Annotated in this window: 17 protein-coding genes; 3 read left to right on the top strand and 14 right to left on the bottom strand. The window is 62.0% G+C overall.

Translation table 11 applies throughout. From position 1 onward, the window contains the following. Nucleotides 1-12 precede the first annotated feature (12 nt). The gene (gene malQ, locus CIW50_RS12420) at nt 13-1,962 is read left to right on the top strand and encodes a 4-alpha-glucanotransferase (protein ID WP_149531490.1); all 1,950 of its coding nucleotides are present in this window, start codon (nt 13-15) and stop codon (nt 1,960-1,962) included. Nucleotides 1,963-1,985: 23 nt separating this feature from the next. Continuing rightward, nucleotides 1,986-3,788, top strand: coding sequence for a glycoside hydrolase family 15 protein (locus CIW50_RS12415; RefSeq protein ID WP_149531489.1), 1,803 nt, complete (start codon nt 1,986-1,988; stop codon nt 3,786-3,788). Nucleotides 3,789-3,988: 200 nt separating this feature from the next. On the opposite strand, the gene CIW50_RS12410 is transcribed toward CIW50_RS12415, so the two are convergent. From CIW50_RS12410 to CIW50_RS12385, 6 genes are all read right to left on the bottom strand, one after another. Continuing rightward, nucleotides 3,989-4,801, bottom strand: coding sequence for a Cof-type HAD-IIB family hydrolase (locus CIW50_RS12410; RefSeq protein WP_149531488.1), 813 nt, complete (start codon nt 4,799-4,801; stop codon nt 3,989-3,991). An 11-nt stretch (nt 4,802-4,812) separates the two neighbouring features. Then, nucleotides 4,813-5,292, bottom strand: a complete 480-nt coding sequence (locus tag CIW50_RS12405) for a gluconokinase (protein WP_149531624.1) — start codon at nt 5,290-5,292, stop codon at nt 4,813-4,815. A gap of 55 nt (nt 5,293-5,347) precedes the next feature. Continuing rightward, entirely contained in the window at nt 5,348-6,088 is a 741-nt protein-coding gene (gene pgl / locus CIW50_RS12400) for a 6-phosphogluconolactonase (protein WP_149531487.1), read from the bottom strand. A 4-nt stretch (nt 6,089-6,092) separates the two neighbouring features. Continuing rightward, a complete protein-coding gene (gene zwf / locus CIW50_RS12395) occupies nt 6,093-7,616 on the bottom strand; it encodes a glucose-6-phosphate dehydrogenase (protein WP_149531486.1) in 1,524 nt (507 codons plus the stop codon). 5 nt (nt 7,617-7,621) lie between these two features. Next, nucleotides 7,622-8,650, bottom strand: coding sequence for a phosphogluconate dehydrogenase (NAD(+)-dependent, decarboxylating) (gnd, locus tag CIW50_RS12390; protein WP_149531485.1), 1,029 nt, complete (start codon nt 8,648-8,650; stop codon nt 7,622-7,624). A gap of 64 nt (nt 8,651-8,714) precedes the next feature. Continuing rightward, a complete protein-coding gene (locus tag CIW50_RS12385) occupies nt 8,715-11,567 on the bottom strand; it encodes a bifunctional transaldolase/phosoglucose isomerase (protein WP_149531484.1) in 2,853 nt (950 codons plus the stop codon). A gap of 254 nt (nt 11,568-11,821) precedes the next feature. Here CIW50_RS12385 and CIW50_RS12380 point away from each other — a divergent pair, with 254 nt between their 5' ends. Continuing rightward, the gene (locus CIW50_RS12380; protein ID WP_149531483.1) at nt 11,822-12,043 is read left to right on the top strand and encodes a hypothetical protein; all 222 of its coding nucleotides are present in this window, start codon (nt 11,822-11,824) and stop codon (nt 12,041-12,043) included. Nucleotides 12,044-12,083: 40 nt separating this feature from the next. Here CIW50_RS12380 and CIW50_RS12375 read toward each other — a convergent pair whose 3' ends face one another. From CIW50_RS12375 to pqqC, 8 genes are all read right to left on the bottom strand, one after another. Further along, nucleotides 12,084-12,536, bottom strand: coding sequence for a DsrE family protein (locus CIW50_RS12375; RefSeq protein WP_149531482.1), 453 nt, complete (start codon nt 12,534-12,536; stop codon nt 12,084-12,086). A 29-nt stretch (nt 12,537-12,565) separates the two neighbouring features. Then, a complete protein-coding gene (locus CIW50_RS12370; RefSeq protein WP_149531481.1) occupies nt 12,566-13,204 on the bottom strand; it encodes a hypothetical protein in 639 nt (212 codons plus the stop codon). 143 nt (nt 13,205-13,347) lie between these two features. Beyond that, complete coding sequence (locus CIW50_RS12365; protein WP_149531480.1) at nt 13,348-15,333, bottom strand: cache domain-containing protein; 1,986 nt, start codon at nt 15,331-15,333, stop codon at nt 13,348-13,350. Between the two features lie 205 nt (nt 15,334-15,538). Next, nucleotides 15,539-16,207, bottom strand: a complete 669-nt coding sequence (locus tag CIW50_RS12360; RefSeq protein ID WP_149531479.1) for a DUF4286 family protein — start codon at nt 16,205-16,207, stop codon at nt 15,539-15,541. 28 nt (nt 16,208-16,235) lie between these two features. Next, nucleotides 16,236-17,222 (bottom strand): prolyl aminopeptidase, encoded by a 987-nt coding sequence (pip, locus tag CIW50_RS12355; RefSeq protein WP_149531478.1) that lies wholly within the window; start codon nt 17,220-17,222, stop codon nt 16,236-16,238. After that, the gene (pqqE, locus tag CIW50_RS12350; RefSeq protein ID WP_149531477.1) at nt 17,212-18,435 is read right to left on the bottom strand and encodes a pyrroloquinoline quinone biosynthesis protein PqqE; all 1,224 of its coding nucleotides are present in this window, start codon (nt 18,433-18,435) and stop codon (nt 17,212-17,214) included. The genes pip and pqqE overlap by 11 nt, the downstream gene beginning before the upstream one ends. Next, complete coding sequence (gene pqqD / locus CIW50_RS12345; protein ID WP_149531476.1) at nt 18,432-18,752, bottom strand: pyrroloquinoline quinone biosynthesis peptide chaperone PqqD; 321 nt, start codon at nt 18,750-18,752, stop codon at nt 18,432-18,434. Before pqqD ends, pqqE begins: the two co-directional genes overlap by 4 nt. Nucleotides 18,753-18,762: 10 nt before the next feature. Further along, nucleotides 18,763-19,518 carry a pyrroloquinoline-quinone synthase PqqC gene (gene pqqC / locus CIW50_RS12340; protein WP_149531623.1) on the bottom strand — a complete coding sequence of 252 codons (756 nt, stop codon included), beginning with the start codon at nt 19,516-19,518 and terminating at the stop codon, nt 18,763-18,765. Between the last annotated feature and the right edge of the window lie 2 nt (nt 19,519-19,520).

The following is a 19,520-nucleotide window of genomic DNA, read 5'->3' as shown; positions in this document are numbered from 1 at the left end:
ACAGCGTGCCGAATGGACCTTTTCACTAAAGCTGCCGAACTCGGAATCCAGACCGGTTTTCATGACGGTCAGGGCCAGTGGCACACCACGAGCGAAGCGGCCCTGAAGATCATTCTGGACGCCATGCCGGTGCGCACGCCGCACCGTTTTGTGGAGAGTCCGGTCGTGGTCCGGGCCGGCGCGGCCGCCCGCACGGTCCTCAATGAGGCTGCCACTTTCCCTCTTGGCTGGAAAATCCTCGACGGGATTAAGGTTATCGCCGAAGGAACGACGGAGGGGCGCGAGATCGCGTGGCCGCGCGATCTGCCGGTCGGCGTGCACAGGCTCAGACTGGTGGACGCCAGGAAATTTCCCGACGAAGCGCCATTCATCGTCGCGCCGTCCAAGGCGTTCCCCGGCACCTTCGATCGGTCCTGGATACTGGCCGTTCAGCTCTATGGCGTGCGTTCGGAGCGCAATTGGGGCATCGGCGATTTCACCGATCTGCAGACCCTGATCAGACTAGCCGCCGATATCGGCGCAGGCGGCGTCGGCCTCAATCCGCTGCATGCGCTGTTCGACGACCGGCCGGCCGAATGCAGCCCGTATTCGCCGAACAGCCGGCTGTTTCTCAACCCGCTCTATATCGACGTCGAGGCGCTGCCCGAATATGCCGCAGGTGACTGCGGCAACAGACTTGCGGATCTGCGCGCGAGCCAATTCGTCGACTACGTGGATATCGCGGCCGCCAAGTCGAAGGCGATGCGTGCGGCCTTCGACGCATTCTGCGCGGACCCAGGTTCAGAACGTCAGAAGGCTTTTGCCGCATTCCGCGCCGAGCGTGCGCCGCTGCTGACGCGCTTTGCCTGTTTCGAGGTGCTGCGCCATCAGCAACAGACCGCATGGTGGGACTGGCCGTCGGAATGGCTGCTGCCCGATGATGCGACCTGCGAGGCCTTCCGCGCCGGGCCGGACGGCAAGGAAGTCGCTTATATCGAATACGTGCAGTGGAATGCCGACCTGCAGCTCAAGGCGTGCTTCGATTTGACGACGAAGCTCAGCATGCCCGTCGGCCTCTATCTCGACGTCGCCGTCGGCGTGCAGTCCGGCGGCTTCGATGCCTGGAACGAGCAGATCGCGATCTCGCGTCATCTCTCCGTCGGCGCGCCGCCCGATGCGCTGCAACCCGCCGGACAGAACTGGGGTCTTGCCGGCTTTAATGCCGCAGGCCTGGAAGTGCAGGGCTTCGCGCCATTCAAGGACATGCTGCGCGCCTCGATGCGCTATGCTGGCGCGGTTCGCCTCGATCATGTGCTCGGCCTCAATCGCCTTTACGTCGTGCCGCATGGCTACGACGCCGATAACGGCGCCTATGTAAGGATGCCGCTGGAAGCGCTGCTGGCCGTGACGGCGCAGGAGAGCGTCGCCAATCGCTGCGTGGTGATCGGTGAGGACCTCGGCACCGTGCCGGATGGCTTCCGCGATCATCTCGCATCCTGGGGCATCTGGTCGTATCTGGTGATGATGTTCGAGCGCGATGAACGCTATGCGTTCCGCGGCGTCGATTATTACCAGCCGAATGCGCTGGTGACCTTCAACACCCACGATCTGCCGACCTATGCCGGCTGGCGCAGCCTGCACGATCTGCAGCTGAAGCGTTCGCTCGGCATCGATCCCGGCGAGAGCGACGACGCCCGCCGCTATGCGCTGCAGATGCTCGGCGAGGCGCTGCGAGCGCAGGGCATCGAGACCGAGGATTTCCATGCCGTCGCTCACTTTCTCGCGCGTACGCGGACCCGTTTGCTGGCCGTGGCGTTGGAAGACCTGTTGGGTGTGATCGATCAGCCGAATATTCCTGGCACGATCAATGAGCATCCAAACTGGCGACAGCGGCTTCCGGTCGCGGTCGACAAGATGACCAAGGCCATCGATCTCGCGGCACTGAAACACGCCACAGCCGACCGGAGGCCAGTTACTTCCTAATTGATTGATCGGGCAGAAAGTCATTGTTCAGCAATATCGAAGATTATGCGCTGATCGGAGATTGCGAGACCGCCGCTCTGGTCAACCGCGACGGCTCCATCGACTGGCTCTGCTGGCCGGCCTTCGATTCCGATGCATGTTTCGCCGCGATCCTCGGCACCAAGGAACACGGCCGCTGGCTGATCAAGCCCGCCGCCGAAATCATCAAATGCGAACGTCGATATCAGGGCGATACACTGATCCTCGAAACGCGTCTGGTAACGGCCGACGGCGCGATCACACTGATCGACTTCATGCCGCCGCGCGGTGCCGCTTCCGACATCGTGCGCATCGTTCGCGGCGACCATGGCACCGTGAAGATGCGGATGGAATTGATCATCCGCTTCGGCTTCGGCAACAACATCCCATGGGTCAGACGCGCGGAAGACGGCGCGCTGCTCGCGATCTGCGGGCCGGACATGACGGTGCTGCGTTCGCCCATCGAGACCCATGGCGAGAACATGACCACGGTGGCCGAGTTCGACATCAAGGCCGGCGATAGCGTCCCCTTCGTGCTGACCTATGGTCCTTCGCATCTCAAACTGCCGGCGCCGATCAATCCTGACCATGCCCTGCGGGATACCGTCGAATTCTGGTCGGAGTGGAGCGGCCGCTGCACCTACAAAGGCCACCACCGCGATCTCGTGATGCGCTCGCTCATCACGCTAAAGGCGCTGACCTATGCGCCATCCGGCGGCATCGTCGCGGCGCCCACCACATCGCTGCCGGAAAAGCTCGGCGGCAGCAGAAACTGGGACTATCGCTTCTGCTGGGTCCGCGACGCGACCTTTACGCTGCTGGTGCTGATGAACAGCGGCTATACCGAAGAAGCGCGCGACTGGCACAACTGGCTGCTGCGCGCCGTTGCCGGCTCGCCCGCCGAAATGCAAATCATGTATGGCATCATGGGCCAGCGCCGCCTGCTGGAATGGGAGGCCGACTGGCTGCCGGGCTATGGCGGCGCGCTGCCCGTGCGCGTCGGCAACGCCGCCCATGCGCAGCTGCAGCTCGATGTCTACGGCGAGCTGATCGATTCATTCTATCAGACCCGCGTCGCCAATCTCGAACTCGATGGCGACACCTGGGCGGTCGAATGCGAAATTCTCGAACATCTGACAGCGGTCTGGCAGCGGCCGGATCACGGCATCTGGGAGCGACGCGGCAACGGCAAGCACTACGTGTTCTCCAAGATGATGTGCTGGGTGGCGTTCGATCGTGCCATCAAGAGCGCCGAGAAATTCGGGCTGGAGGGGCCGCTCGAGGCGTGGCGCAAGCTGCGCGACGAGATTCATCACGATGTCTGCGAGAAGGGCTATGACCCCCGCGAAAACACCTTCGTGGAATCCTATGGCTCGGACGTGCTCGATGCCAGCATCCTGCTGCTGCCGCTGGTTGGCTTCCTTCCGGCGTCAGACCCACGCGTGAAGGGCACTATCGCCGCGATCGAGAAGCACATGATGCGCGACGGCTTCGTGCTGCGCCACGATCCGCGCGAGGTGACCGACGAGATCCAGCCCATCGAAGGCGCGTTTCTCGCCTGCAGTTTGTGGCTGGCCGAGGCCTATATCAAGATGGGTGAGCTCGCCAAGGCCGAAGAATTGTTCGAACGTGTGGTGTCTATTGCCAACGATGTCGGGCTATTGGCGGAAGAATATGACCCGCTGGTGAAACGCCAGACCGGAAATTTTCCGCAGGCGCTGACCCATATCGCGCTGATCGCGGTGGCGCAGAATATCGATAGTGCGAAGCGTCCGCAGGAGAAGCCGGCGATGGAGCGGGCGAAGTAGGGCTCTTTCTTTTCCCTCCCCCCGCGCTTGCGTGGGGAGGGTGGCCGGCCACTTGGCCGGTCGGGTGGGGGTGGCGTGGCGAACTCCGAGCTCGTGGAGACACCCCACCCCGGCCTACCGGCCGACCCATGGCGGACGAATTCGTTCGCTAGACCCCACTGCGCTACGCTTGGGAGAGGGAGGCCGCTGTCGCCTGCGCCTCACCCCTCCGCGTTCTCCTTCAAAATAATCTCCACCGCGCCCGCAAAGCCTTCCTCCTCATTCGACGTCGTCACATCCGTCGCCTGCGATTTCACATCGTCGCTTGCATTGCCCATGGCGATCGACATGCCCGACACCTTGAACATTGGCAGGTCGTTGCGCATGTCGCCGATGGTGGCGATGGCGTCGGTAGAAATGCCCAGCCGCTGCGCCATCGCCTGCACGAAGGTGCCCTTGTTCTGATTGGGCGGCGTAATGTCGAGATAGTAGTTTTGCGAGCGCACCGCGACAGCCGTATCGCCCAGCGCCTTCTGCATGACGCCCTCGCAGCGCTCCAGCAGCGGAAAGTCCGCGCTGGCGCCGACGATCTTGCAGGCCTTGGCGAGATAGGGCGAGAAGTCATCCACCATCACGGCCTCATGCTGGATGGTGTCGCGCTCATGCGGCACATATTTGCCGTCGTCGCGCTTGATCACCCAGGCATCGTTGGTGAAAATCCAGATATCGACGCCGTGGTCTTCCAACACTTCAATGGCACGCTTGGTGGCAGCTTCCGGGATCAGGTGCTGCACGATGGGGTTGAGGTCGCCGTCCACCATGGAGCTGCCGTTGAACGGGCCGATCGGCAGCGTGATCCCCAGCGGCTTCACCAGGAAGCGCATGCCGACGGGCGGGCGGCTCGACGTGATGGTGAAGCCGATGCCGGCATCTTCCAGTTTCTTCACGGCCGCCTTGGCATTGTCGGTGAGGCGTTTATCGTGCGTGACCAGCGTGCCGTCGACATCGGACACCACGAGAGCGATTTTGGTCATGGTCTGATCCTTCAGGTCGGCAGTTGGCGGATGATGGCGGAGATGATGCTATCGACATCGTCATCGATGGATACCTTGATCGGGCGCTCGTCTAGGTCAGGGACTTCAAGCGTCCTGAACTGGCTGTCGAGCAGCGTCGGCGGCATGAAGTGATTCTTCCGCGCGGCCATGCGCTTGGCGATCAACTCCCTGGAGCCGTCGAGATAGACGATGCGAATGTCGTCGCGGCCGTGCAACAGCAGATCACGATAGGTGCGCTTGAGCGCAGAACAGGCAATCACGATTTTCTCGCCGGACGCGGTGGCGCGATTGATCTCGTCGGCAATGCTCTGCAGCCAGGGCCAGCGATCGTCGTCGGTGAGCGGCTGGCCCTGGCGCTGCTTCTCGACATTCGCCTTCGGGTGAAAATCGTCGCCATCGGCGAAGCGCCAGCCGAGGCGTTCAGCAAGCGCCTTCGCGATCGTGCTCTTGCCCGAGCTGGAGACGCCCATCACCACCAGAGCCTTGGGTGTCAGGGTCTTGGGTGCCAGAGTCTTGGGCGCGGTGTCAGCCACGCGCGTCGTCCGGCAGGGCGGCCTTGTCGCACAGCCACACGGTTTCGCCGTCCGACCGCGCGCGGTTGGCCGGTAGATCCTCGCCCTTTAACACGCGCGTCAGGATCGTGCGCTTGTCCTCGCCGCTCATCAGGAACAGCATCTCGCGGCATGAGGCCAGTGCCGGCAGCGTCAGGCTGACGCGCGGCACGAACGGCTTCACATGGGCTTCGGGCACGCCGACAACCCAGCGGTCTGTTACCTCGATGGCGGGGTAGCCGGGAAACAGCGAGGCCACGTGGCCGTCGGGGCCGACGCCGAGCAGTACCAGATCGAACAGCGGTTTGGCTTGATCGAGCTTGTCGGTGCCGTAGAAAGACTGCAGCTCGCGCGCATAGAGCGCGGCGCCTTCATCCGGATTCGCTGCATCGGTCTTGATCGCGTGCACATTCGCCGGCGGCGCGCAGGCGTCGAGGAACGCAGTTCGCGCCATTGTCATATTGTTGTTGGGATCGCCGGACGGCACGAAGCGGTCGTCGCCGATGAACCAGTGCACGCGGTCCCAGGGGATTTCGCTGCGATAGGGTTCGGTCGCGAGCAACTCATAGAGCCGCTTGGGGCTCGATCCGCCGGTCATGCAGATGGCGATGCGGCCGGGATTGGCTTCAATGCGCTCGATCAGCCGCTCGGCTGCGGCTTCTGCGAGAGCCGCCGCATCCTCGACCACGACGATATGGCGATTGGGCGCTGCCATGACGTCAGCTCAGTACGCGCCAGCTACGACCGTCGCGCTTGAGCAGGTCGTTGGCTTCTTCGGGACCTTCGCTGCCGGCGTTGTAGGTCTTCAGCCCGTCCTTGCCGGCCTTCTTCCAGGCATCGAGGAACGGTTGCACGGCACGCCAGCCGGCTTCCACGCTGTCGGCGCGCTGGAACAGGATGTTGTCGCCGATCATGCAGTCATAGATCAGCGTCTCGTATCCCGTCGCCGGCGCGGCCTGGAAGTAGTCCTTGTAGCGGAACTTCATCTCGACGCCGTCGATCTCCACGGCAGGGCCGGGCACCTTGGTGTTGAATTTCAGCGAGATGCCTTCGTTCGGCTCCACCGCGATGACGAGGAAATTCTCCGCGAGGCTTTCCACCGACATGTCGCGGAACATCGCGAAGGGCGCCTGCTTGAACTTGATCGCGACTTCGGTGCGTTTGATGCCGAGGGCCTTGCCGGTGCGCAGATAGAAGGGAACGCCGGCCCAGCGCCAGTTGTCGATCGACAGTTTCATCGCCGCATATGTCTCGGTGGTGCTGCCTTCCTTGACGTCCTTGGTCTTCAGATAATCACCAATGTCGGTATCGCCGACATGGCCGGCGACATATTGCGCGCGCACCGAATTATGCAGCGCTTCGGCTTCGGTCTGAGTGGTGACCGCGGCGAGCACTTCGGCTTTCTCGGAGCGCACAGCATTGGCCTCGAACCGCGCGGGCGGTTCCATGGCCACCAGCGATAGCAATTGAAACAGATGGTTCGGCACCATGTCGCGCAGCGCGCCGGTGGCGTCGTAGAACGAGCCGCGATGGCCAACGCCGAGTTTCTCGTCCACGGTGATCTGCACGTGATCGATATGGTTGCGATTCCAGATCGGCTCGAACATGCCATTGGCAAAGCGCAGCACCAGGATGTTCTGCACCGTCTCCTTGCCGAGATAGTGATCGATCCGGTAGATCTGCTGTTCGTTCATCAGGCTGAGCAGTTCGTTGTTCAGCGCTTTGGCGGAGGCGAGGTCGGTGCCGAACGGCTTCTCGACCACAAGGCGACGCCAGCAACCATTTTCCTTCAGCATGCCGGTGCGACCGAGTTGACGCGCGATTGGCGCGAAGGCCGATGGCGGCGTTGCCAGATAGAACAGACGATTGCCGCCGGTGCCGCGCGCTTCCTCGAGCTTGTCGAGGTCGTCGCGCATCTTGTCAAAGCTCTCCGGATCGCTCGGATCGGCCTCGATGCAGGTGACGCAATTCAGCAGTTTTTGCGCGATGGCGTCATCGACCGGGCGCGTCGCATATTGCTTGAGGCCCTTCATCAGGTCGTCGCGCAATTCGGCGCCGGTCATGTCCTTGCGGGCGATGCCGACGACGCAGAATTTCTCCGGCAGAAGATCGGACGCTTGCAGGTTATAAAGCGCCGCGATGACCAGCCGGTGCGCGAGATCGCCGGTGACGCCGAAGATCACGAATGCGCAAGGGTCTGGCTTCTTGGATTTGGCAAGGCCTGGAGCTTGTATCTCGGTCATGCGGGCTACGCCTTTGGTTTGATAATATCAGGCGCGTCCTGCCGTTTTGGATCCGGATGCTGATCGGGCTCTTTGTGGCCGCCGAAACCGGCGCGCATCGCGGATAGAATCTTCTCTGCAAATGTGTGTTCCTTGCGCGACCGGAACCGCGCAAACAGCGCCGCCGTGAGCACTTCGGCGGGCACAGCCTCGTCGATGGCGGCATTGACCGTCCAGCGGCCTTCGCCGGAATCCTCGACGAAGCCCGAATAAGTATCAAGCGTCTCGTTCTTGGCCAGCGCGGATGATGTGAGGTCGAGCAGCCATGACGGGATCACGCTGCCGCGGCGCCAAACTTCGGCGATATCGGGCAGATTGAGATCGAAGCGATGCGCCTCCGGCAGCGCCTCAATATTGGCATTCTTCATGATGTCGAAGCCTTCGGCATAGGCCTGCATCAATCCGTACTCGATGCCGTTATGGACCATCTTGACGAAGTGTCCGGCGCCGACCGGGCCGGCATGGATATAGCCGTTCTCGATGCGCGGATCGCGGTTGTCGCGGCCCGGCGTGCGCGGAATGTCGCCGATGCCCGGCGCCAATGTCTTGAAGATCGGATCGAGCCGGTCGACCACGGTCTTGTCGCCGCCGATCATCATGCAGTAGCCGCGATCGATGCCCCAGACGCCGCCCGACGTGCCGACGTCGATGTAGAACAGGCCCTTTTCCTTCAGCGCCTTGCCGCGGCGGACGTCGTCCTGCCAGAACGTGTTGCCGCCATCGATGATGGTGTCGCCGGGCTCCAGCAGCCTGGTCAGCGCATCGATGGTGGTTTCGGTGATCTTGCCGGCGGGCAGCATCACCCAGACCGCGCGCGGCTTGTCGAGCTTCCCAACGAAATCTTCCAGCGACGATCCGCCGGTGGCACCTTCGGAGGCGAGGCCGCTGACGGCCTTGGCGTCCTTGTCATAGACAACCGCGGTGTGACCGTTCTTCATCAGGCGGCGGACAATATTTCCGCCCATTCGGCCGAGACCGATCATGCCGAGCTGCATTGTGTGATGTCCTTTATTGATTGCGCATGACCCGAAGCAATGTCCGGGCCATGCGGGTCGTCGTTTAGTTCAATGCGGCAGTCATCGCCTTGTCGAGAACAGCAAGTCCGGCCTTGAGATCGCCCTTGAGATGGACGCGCAAAGCGCGGCGATTGCGATCCGTGAGTACGCCGAAGTCACCACGCGCCTGTGCAGCCTTGATGACACCGAACGACGCGCGGTAATCGGGGATGGCGAGATCCTTGGCATCATCAGCTGTGATCTGCAGGAATACGCCGGTATCGGGTCCGCCTTTGTAGGCCTGACCGGTTGAGTGCAGGAAGCGCGGTCCGAATTCGGCGCAGGTGGCGACCTTCTTCTTGTCGCGCACCGCCATCCGCATCTGCTGCAGCGTGTCGATATGCGCGCCGTCGCGTTCGACATAAGCGAGCAGGGCGACGTAATCGCCGGGCGTCACGCGGCGGAAATGCGCTTTCAGCCACGACGTCAGATCGCCATTGGCACCGGCCTTCTTCAGCAGTTCGGCATTGCTGTCGTCGGTGTAGAGGTCGACGTCCTTCGACGACACGACGGGTGTTTCCGGCGGCAGCGATCCGGTCTTCTCGAAGGCTTCCGTCAGCTCGCGTGTCTTGATCTTGGCGGCCTCGACATCCGGCTGGTTGAACGGGTTGATGCCCAAAATCGATCCCGCGACGGCTGTCGCGATCTCGAAGCGGAAGAATTCCTGGCCGAGATGGTCGATGGACGGCATCACGATGCGCGCAACGGGATGACCAGCTTTCTCCAGTGCCGCAAGTCTGTCGTCATGCCCCTTGTCGTCTTCGCCTGACGTGCGCAGGTCGATGAAGAAGCGATCGGTGCCATAGACGGAGGGCTCACCCAGCGTCTCGCCATCGATCGGGATCAGGCCCTTGCCGTCCTTGCCGGTGGATTCGGCGATGAGCTGTTCGGCCCATGCGCCGAAATCGGCGATCTTCTTGGATGAGAGGATCGTCACCTTGTCGCGGCCGTCCAGACCAGCATTGCCCATCGCGAGTCCGAGCTGGACGCCGGGATTTTCGGCGGGCGGCACGTCCGGTCCGCAGGAACGCACCATCGACAGCGTGAGATCCAGCAGTTTGGTGAGGTCGACGCCTGCGGCTGCTGCGGGCACGAGCCCGAAGGGCGACAGCACGGAGTAGCGGCCGCCGATGGTCGGATCGCCATGGAAGATGCGCGCGAATTTCTGCGTCTTGGCGACCTTCTCAAGCGACGAGCCGGGATCGGTGACGGCGACGAAATGGCCGCCGGCCTTGTCGGCGCCGACCGCCTTGGTCACTTCCTCGAAGAAATAGTTCTTCATCACATTCGGCTCGGTGGTGCCACCGGACTTGCTGGAGACGATGAACAGCGTGGTCGCGATCTTCACCGCGGCGCCCATGGCGCGTACCTGGGCGGGATCGGTGGAATCCAGCACATGCAGTTTCGGGAATCCCGATACCTTGGCGAAGGTCTGTGCCAGCACTTCCGGACCCAGGCTCGAGCCGCCCATGCCGAGCACCACCGCGTCGGTGAATCCCTCTGCCTTCACCCATTTGGCGAAGTCGTTGTAGTCGGCGAGCTTGGCCTTCTCGTCAAAGACGCTGTTCAGCCAGCCCAGCCACTTGTCTTCGTCCGCGCCGGTCCAGACCGACTTGTCCTTGTGCCAGAGCCGGCGAATTTTAGCAGCTGCGCGCCAGTCTTCGGTGGAGGTCTCGACCTTCTTCGTGATGCCGTCGCTGAGTGCCAGCTTCTGAGATCCGATCCCGTTACCCAGCGACGTGGCGCGCTTGTGCGCCACCGCGCCATAGAGCTTGTCGGCCGCGTCGGCGAACAGCTTGACGCCGTCCTCGACGAGATGGGTCGTGATCGCATCGAGCGAAATGCCGGTTTTGGCGAGATCGGCCAGCACCTTCTTCGCATCCTCGACATCCTCTTCAAGGCTGTCGCGCACCTCGCCGTGGTCGCGGAACGCGTCCAGCGTGGCGGGCGGCACGGTGTTGACGGTGTTCTTGCCGATCAGCTCTTCCACATAGAGCGTGTCGCGATAGTCCTTGCTCTTCACGCCGGTGGAGGCCCAGAGCAGCCGCTGCGGCTTGGCGCCCTTGGCGGCCAGTTTCTCCCAGCGCGGCCCGGCGAACAGTGTCAGATATTCCTGATAGGCCAGCTTGGCATTGGCGATGGCGACCTTGCCCTTGAGATCCCCAAGCCGGGCCTTCTCGGAGGGATCGTTGGCCTTGGCGATCTTGTCGTCGAGCTGCTTGTCGACCTGCGCATCGATGCGGCTGACGAAGAAAGAGGCGACGCTGGCCACATGGGAGGGATCGCCGCCACCGGCGACATACTTTTCGAGACCGTTGAGATAGGCCTCGGCCACCTCGACATAGGTCTTCTGCGCGAACAGCAGCGTCACATTGATGCTGATGCCTTCGCCGATCAGTTGCTGGATCGCGGGCAGCCCCTCCGGCGTCGCCGGCACCTTCACCATCAGGTTCGGGCGCTTGACGCTGGCCCAGAGGCGCTGGGCCTCGATGACGGTGCCCCTGGTGTCATTGGCGAGATAGGGCGAGACTTCGAGGCTGACGAAGCCATCGTCGCCCTTCATCTTGTCATAGACCGGCTTCAGCACATCGGCGGCGTGCTGGATGTCCTCGACGGCGATGTGCTCGAACAGGTCGGCAGGCGACTTGTCACCTGACTTCAGCGCCTCGGCAATCGGGGCATCATATTCGTCCGAACTTCCGATCGCCTTCTCGAAGATCGCCGGGTTCGACGTCACGCCCTTCACGGCGTCGGTGTCGATCAGCTTCTTGAGGTCGCCTTTGGCGACGAAGCCGCGGGCGAGGAAGTCCAGCCAGACGGCCTGACCATGGGATTCGAGTGCTTTGACGGGATTCATGATGCCTTGTTCTGCTTACAATTATCAAAAGGCCGATTGCCGCGTGAACGTGCCGCGGCCCGGTTCCAATGATCGCCCCAAACCCCTACGCATGGCAAGCCGAACGGTTCCATTCTGGCCGTGGGAGCCGGATCGCAATTCCGTGTTCGGCGGACCCGGTGCGCGAAATGACGATTGTGTAAATTTTGTGCGTCGGATTTATGAGGCTGTTTCCGCCGGAGACGCTGTCGGAGCACTTATGCGAAGGGCGATCGATGACCAAGGATGAGTTTTTGGAGGCCGCCCGAACGCGGAATATCGATCCGCGATCATTCGGTCTGGACCATCGTCGCGACGAGTGCCACGTACTGGAGACGCGCGACACAAAATGGACCGTATTTTACAGCGAGCGCGGCCTTGAGTCCGGCATCCGCCACTTTCCGACGGAATCAGATGCGTTGGAATACCTGTTGTCGGTCCTTCGCCCCGACTTCTGATCACGCTTTCCAGCCTGGATCGCGCTGCGCTTCGTCCGGGCTACGGTCGAATATAGAGATACCCTTGCGACTGCAGCTCTGCGATTTTGACCACGCCGCCTCGGTCGGCAATGGTGAAACCCGGCTGCAGCTGGGTGAGCGTTACCTCCTGCGCTCTCATTGTATTGGCGCAAGCGGCCATCTGCAGGCCGGCCTTGGCGAACTTCGCGACCCGGCTGGTCATATCGGGATTGGCCTGGGTCAGCGCGAAGGCGCGCAGCGCCGGGCCGAGCACGACCAGTGCGATGGTGACATTGTCAGGGCCGCCGACGCCGTCGAAATGATTTTGGATATTGCCGAGCGCAAAGCTAACCCGATCAGCATCGGCGAGATGATAGGCGACCTTCAGCTTGGCGGGCGGTTTCTCGTCGGCCGTCACGGCATTCGCTCGCGATGCCAATAATCCCGCGCCGACCGACGACAGGGCGGTACACAATAGGCTGCGTCGGTTCATGACCTGCTCCGGTTTGGCGTCAATCGCGCTCACTTGCTGCGCATCGCTGCGAGTTCCTTGCGGTCCGTGATCAACGATTCACATTCCTTCAGGTCCGTGCGGTCGAGCCGGAAAATCTTGTCGTCTTCGCCGCCGGTGAGCGCGTCGGTGCCGGGTTCTTCATCGGGCTTGCTGTTCTGCCAGATGCGGACCCGCTCGACGCGGACCAGCGTCGCGTCGTTTTCTTTGGCCAGGCCGATCCCAATGCCGCCGCCATCGCAATCGACGCTGCAAGCGAATTTCACTTCCTGGCCCTTGTCGGTATCCTGGATCTGGCCGCAAGAGCCGCTGGAATCCCAGTCGCCTTTGCGATGGCGATATTTGAATCCGAGCCGGAACGAGTAGGGCGTATAGCTTTCCTCGGGCGGATGCCCGGCGACGACCAGCAGCTTCATGGTGCTGACCTTCTGTTTGGGATGCCGTGCCAGATGCTCGGCGTCATAGCGCCGGACGAAGCAGGCATAGCTCAGCTTCGGACCCAGCGAGCCGGCAAACATGCGCTTGTTGAATTCGGCTGCCTTCACCGCATCGACCTTGACCGGCTCGTCCTCGGCGCGAGCAGCGCTGCCAGCAACGGCTGAAACCAGAAGGGCTGCGGTGAGGGCGGTGATCGGAAACACGCGGGCCATGGACGTCTCGCAAGGTGAAGCGGCCAGATCCGGGCCAGCTCACCTTGGTCGCGGCGGGGCTGGAATGCGTTCAAGACAGGGGAGATGAATCCTCAGATCGACCGGCACGAAAGTGCCGGTCGAAGCGGATTGGGGCGCCGGCCTCAGGCCGCGCGACGCAGTTGGACGTACTCGCCGACAGCCTTTTTTGCGGCGGGCGTTAGCGTGAACGAGAGCAAGGTCGAAGCGGCATCCTTGCGTGTGACGATGCCGCCCAGTTCGGCGCCGATCCCGTCGATGGTCAAAGTCATCGGCGCCCCGACGTTGGCGGCGGCAATGTTCTCGTCGATCATCGCGCCGCCCAATGAAAGGTCACGCACCGTCACATCGATGGAGCGGCCATGCAGCATAAGTTTGCCGCGGCGGCCGATCTCGAGGCGGATCGAGGTTCGCCGATCGACGTCGCTTGTGGATGTACGAATGACCCGTACCAGCGTGGCGCGCAACTGATCGATCTTGATCGCGATATCGGCCGATCCGTCGCGGATTTCCGCGGCGCGCCGGCCGGTTTCGATCGCTTCGTTCGAGACGGTGGAGATCTGGGCTGCAACCTCGCGAGCGGCATGCGAGGTCTCTTCGACGGTACGGGAGATCTCCTCGGTCACGATATTCTGCTCTTCGACTGCCGCTGCGATAACCGAGGATACTGCTTCAACCTTGCGGATCACGTCACCAATCAGGTTGATCGATGCGACCGATGCCAAGGTGGCTTCCTGGATCTCAGTGATCTGCAGTGCGATCTCGCTTGTCGCCTTGGCGGTCTGTTGAGCTAGCGATTTGACTTCCGAGGCGACCACGGCGAAGCCACGGCCCGCTTCACCCGCCCGTGCGGCTTCGATGGTCGCGTTGAGTGCCAGAAGATTGGTTTGGCTGGCGATCTCATTGATCAGGTTGGTCACCGTGCCGACCTTGGTCGCGGCCTCCGACAGCTTTCCGATCGTCGCCTGGGCGTGACCGGATGCGGTGACGGCTTCCAGGGTCAACGAACGCGAGGAGTTCACCTGCGTGGCGATTTCCGCGATCGACGAACTCAGTTGGGACGACGCCTTCGCGACGGTTTGCGCATTGGCGAGCGCTTCCTCCGCTGCGGCAGCAACGCTACTACTGTTCTCTCCGAGCATGACGGCGCTGTCGCTCATCAGCACAGCGCTGCCGCTCATCCGCTCGGTTCCGGCGGCTACTTCACCCACCGCGACGTTGGTTTCGCGCTCGACGGTCTCGGCCATCTCCTGTAACGCGCGCGCCTTGCTCTGTTCGGCACTGTGGCGACGCTCTTCTTCAAGCCTGGCCTCCGCTTGAGCCTTTTCGGCTGCCTTGATCTTGAACTGCTCGATCGAGCGTGCCATGTCACCAAGCTCGTCGCTACGGTTGAGGCCAGCGAGCCTGACGGTGAAGTCGCCTTCGCCGAGCTTCGTGACCGACCGGGTCATGGCCACAAGTGCAGACGACATCCGGCGAGCGATGATCAGCGTCACCGTGCCGAGCAGCGCAACGACGGCCAGAATGGCGATCATCAGGTTTTTTTCGCTGTTCCAAAGCTGAGCTTCGAGATCATCGATATAAACGCCGGTGCCGATCACCCACTGCCATGGCTGGAAGCCTGCCACATAAGACAGCTTCGGTTGCGGCGCAGCTTTGCCGGGTTTGGGCCATTGGTAGTCCACGAAACCGGCGCCGCTTGCGTTAACGACCTTCACGAATTCAACGAACAGCAGTTTGCCGGCGGGATCCTTCATGGAGCCGAGATCCTGCGTGTTCAGCTCAGGCTTGGTCGGATGCATGATCATGCGTGGACCAAAGTCATTGATCCAGAAATAATCGCCATTGCCGTAGCGCAGTTTTGAAATTCGCTCGGCAGCCTGTTTGCGGGCAACGTCATCGGTGACGCGACCATCGAGTGATGCGCCGTGCTCTTCCTTGGCAATACTGAGCGCAACCTCGGTGAGGTGCCGCAGTTCTTCCTGACGCTGCTCTTTCAGAGAATCCCTGAGATTGATCGTCTGCATCGCGGCCAGTCCGATCAAGCCGCAGAAACTCAATCCGATTATACTATAAATACGAAGTCCAACGGAAAAACGAAAGCGTGGCATGGCGGCCTATCCTTGATAAATGTCAACCAGTCCAATCTGAGTGGTTGCCTATTGTCGCATCAGGATGCCGCTATACTGTTAATCATCGCGTTGTTATCGGCGGTATTCGTACGAACTATCTATTTAAAAGTATCATCGCGCGAATTGTAGTAGCCAAATTGCGCACTGTTCACTCAAATCCTGCGCAGTCACTGTGATGAACGATTCAGAGGTCGCTCTTCGCCAGATCCCACATCAGCCGGTAGGTCCCCTCGGAAATCAGCTCCGCGGAAGCTGCCTTGACGGCTGCATCGAAGCGACCGTTCATGGTCGCCGTCACCGCATCCACATCGGTGCCGTCGATCATCACATACCAGTCGCGCGCCGCCGGATTGGGCGCGGCGGGATCGTCGGTGAGTGGCTTCGACAGCCGCGGATCGCTCTCCATCAGATGCATCGAGATGATGCCGTTGATATCGCCGGGATCGAGCTGTGCTTCGATAGCACTGCGCAGTGTGTCACCGCCATCGACGGGGGGGCGGATACGCACCAGACCCAATGCCGCGCCACGGCCCTGACCGCGGCTGACGGTGATCCGCGCTACCGAGCGCAACATGTTCTGGAAGCGGCCGATATTGGCCAGCGACCACTTGGTCTGGTTGGCCAGTGCCGTGCGATAGGCGTCGCTGTCCAGCACGTCGAATGTCGCGGTCGAATAGAGCCCGAGATATTTCGGCCTGGCGTTGACGGCCACGTAACGCCGGGCCTCGACGAAGCCTTCGATGGCGACGCGCTCGGCGAGATGCTCGCGGTCGTACCACGCGTTGAATTCCTGCTCATGTGCCGCGTCGATATCCATCGACGTCATCAGCATTCCCGTTCCCGCGATCGGCATTCCGGAAGTCCTATTTCAGTTTCCAAGCCTACTTCGACTTTGACGCCACATCGGCGATGGCCTTCATCACCGCATCGCGCATGCCGGGGTCATACAGGCTATGACCGGCGCCTTCAACGATGCGCATCTCAGCATCCGTCCAGCGCCTGGCCAGGGCGTGCGATGTCGCGGGCGGGCAGAGGAAGTCGTAACGGCCCTGAATGATGACGCCGGGAATGCCGGCGAGTTTGCCTACGTCTTCCATGAGCTGGTGCGGCCGCATGAAGCAATCGTGCTGGAAGTAATGTGCTTCCATCGCCGGCGTGGCCGGCATCGGCCGCGTGGTGTTGCCGAGTTCGGCACGGTCGAGCCGCGTGCGCTTCGGCGCGATTTCCGACAGGACGGCTTCGGTGCCGCCCCAGGCGCGGATCGCCGGGACATGCACGGCCGGATCGGCATCGAGAATACGGCGATAGAAGTTCGGCAACGGATCGGCGCGCTCGGCTTCGGGAAGGGCGCTCAGAAAATCTTCATGCAGGCCGGGATAGTGCCGCGGCAACATGACGTCGAATACATCATGCAATTCTTCCCGCGTGCCGAGAAACGTTGCACGCAGCACGATGCCGGTGACGCGGTCCGGGTGGGCCCGCGCATAAGCGAGTGCCAGCGTCGCGCCCCAGGAGCCGCCGACCACCAGCCATTTGTCGAAGCCGAATTTGGTGCGGATCGTTTCTATATCTGCGATCAGGTGGGGCAGCGTATTCGCCTCGCGAAAACCCTTCGGCTTGCTGCGACCGGCACCGCGCTGGTCGAACAGGACGGTGTGAAAGCGCTGCGGATCGAACAGCCGGCGATGATCGGGCTGGCAGCCCGAGCCGGGGCCGCCATGCAGATATACTGCAGGGATACCGCCCCGGTGGCCGACGGACTCCACATGGATCGTGTGGCCGTCGCCGACGTCGAGATGCTCGGAAGTGAGAGGCGCGAAGGGATCGGACGAACCGGTGGTTTTGCCGATATCGGCGTCAGGCGCCATGAGTGCTGTCCAAATGTGGTTCTTCCACTTCCAGCGTGCCGCCGTTGAAGTTGCGATAGATGAAACGGTCGCGGCCCTCAGTGGATTCCATCTCGGCCATCTTGAAGATTTCGGCGTGAACAGGCGACAGCGTGCAGGCCGGGTCGGTATTCCCGGCGTCGCCGGTCAGCGCAAAGGCCTGGCAGCGGCAGCCGCCGAAATCCACTTCCTTGAATTCGCAGCTCCGGCACGGCTCGGGCATCCAGCCGGTGCCGCGATAGCGATTGAAGGCTTCGGAATTCTGCCAGATCCAGGCGATCGAATGATTGGAGCGTACGGATTCGAATTCCATTCCGGTGATGGTCTCGGCGGCGTGGCACGGCAGCACTTTGCCGGCCGGGGAGATATTGAAGAATTGCCGGCCCCAGCCGCCCATGCATTTCTTCGGTCGCAGCGCGTAGTAATCCGGTACGACATAGTCGATATCGAGGATGCCCTTTAGGCGTACCTGCGCATCCTCGACGATGCGGCTGGTCTCGTCGATCTGATCGATGGTCGGCATCAGGGCGGCGCGGTTCTTCAGTGCCCAGCCGTAGTACTGCACATTGGCGACTTCGAGCCGGTCGGCATCGAGATCGACGGCCATCTGGATGATGTCCGGGAGCTGATGCAGGTTCTGCCGGTGCATCACGGCGTTCACCGTGAGCGGCAGATCGAGTTCGCGGGTCCACTTCGCGACTTCGAGCTTCTTCACGTGGCCATTCTTCAAGCCGCCGACGCGATCGGCAACCACGGGTTCATTGCCCTGGAAGCTGATCTGCACATGGCACAGCCCGGCATCCGCCAGTGCGCTGAGCTTGTCGCGCGTCAGCAGCACGGCCGAGGTGATGAGGTTGGAATACAGCCCGACATCGGTGGCGTGTTGCACCAGCTCGACGATGTCCTTGCGCGCGGTCGGCTCGCCGCCGGAGAAGTGGATCTGCAACACGCCGATCTCGGCGAGCTCGGAGAGGACCTTCTTCCATTCGTCGGTGGTGAGCTCCGTGCCGCCGCGATCGAGCTCGACGGGATTGGAGCAATACGGGCATTGCAGCGGGCAGCGATGGGTCAGCTCGGCGAGCACGGCCAAGGGAATGCCGAAGGTTTCAGCGGTCGAGCGCGTGCGCTCCATGATCGCAAGACTGTCGGCGGGATCGGCGAAGACGGGACTGGCATCTGTGAGAGTAGGGCTCATGCTGTCTTCTCCCGCGCTTGCGTGAGGAAGCCCTTGTCGGCGAGGTCCTGCAGCATGGCGACAACGTCGGCACCAATGTCGTCGCGCGGCGCGGCGTATTTCGCCACCAGCAAGTCGATGATGTCGGTGACGTTGCGCACGCCATCGCAGAGCTGCAGAATTTCCACGGCGATGTCGTCGGGCGCCAGCACGCGCTCCGGCGCGAGGATCACCCAGCGCTGGCGCGTTTCGTCGAATTTCAGCTTGGCGTGGCGCGGCAGCACGGGCTTGCTGTCCGCGCTGACGCTGATCCGGCGATTGCTGCGCAATTCCGACATCTCTCAGCCTCTAGTTCGCTGCCGGGACGAACGCGCCCGGCGGCACATGGCCGTCCACATAGGCATGATACAGCGCATCGAGCTGCACCCACAACACATTGGTCTTGAAGATCAGTGCATTGCACACTGCACGGCGCTCGGCCGGCGTGGTGGCGTGCTGCTTGACGTAATCCAGCGCAAAGCCGGCATCGCGCGGCGCCTGGGTCAGGCGGCGGCTGAAATAGCTCATGATGTCAGGGTTCACGAAATCATAGTGCTTCAGCATGCCGGAGATGCGCTCCTCATGCAGGTTCGGCGCGAACAGTTCCGTCAGCGACGAGGCGATCGCTTCCAGCGGTGTCTTGTCGCGCACGAAATGCACATAGGCCTCCACGGCAAAGCGCGTCGCCGGCAGGATGCCTTCGGTGGATTCCACATAGGCGCTGTCGAGGCCGAGGCCTTCGGTGAGCTTCAGCCAGCGTTCGATGCCACCCTCGGTGCCGGCATCGCCATCGTGATCCTCTATCCGGTGCCGCCATTCCATCCGTGTCGCGCGGTCGCGAAACCGCGAGATGACTACCGCATCCTTGATGGGGATCGTGCTCTGGTAATAATAGCGGTTCAGCGCCCAGGCCTGCACTTGGCCCTTGTTGAGCTTGCCGCCATGCAACAATTTATGAAACGGATGCAGGCTGTGATAGCGCGTCGCGCCGATATGCCGCAGCGTCTCTTCCAGTTGCGCGGCGTTGTCGAGCGAGACCGACACATCGAGCGACAGCGCAGATATCT

The sequence above is a fragment of the Tardiphaga sp. P9-11 genome (genome assembly GCF_008329525.1).
Classification (GTDB): Bacteria; Pseudomonadota; Alphaproteobacteria; order Rhizobiales; family Xanthobacteraceae; genus Tardiphaga.
The sequence above is the reverse complement of the archived record's forward strand: the minus strand, read 5'-3'. Positions and strand labels throughout refer to the sequence as shown.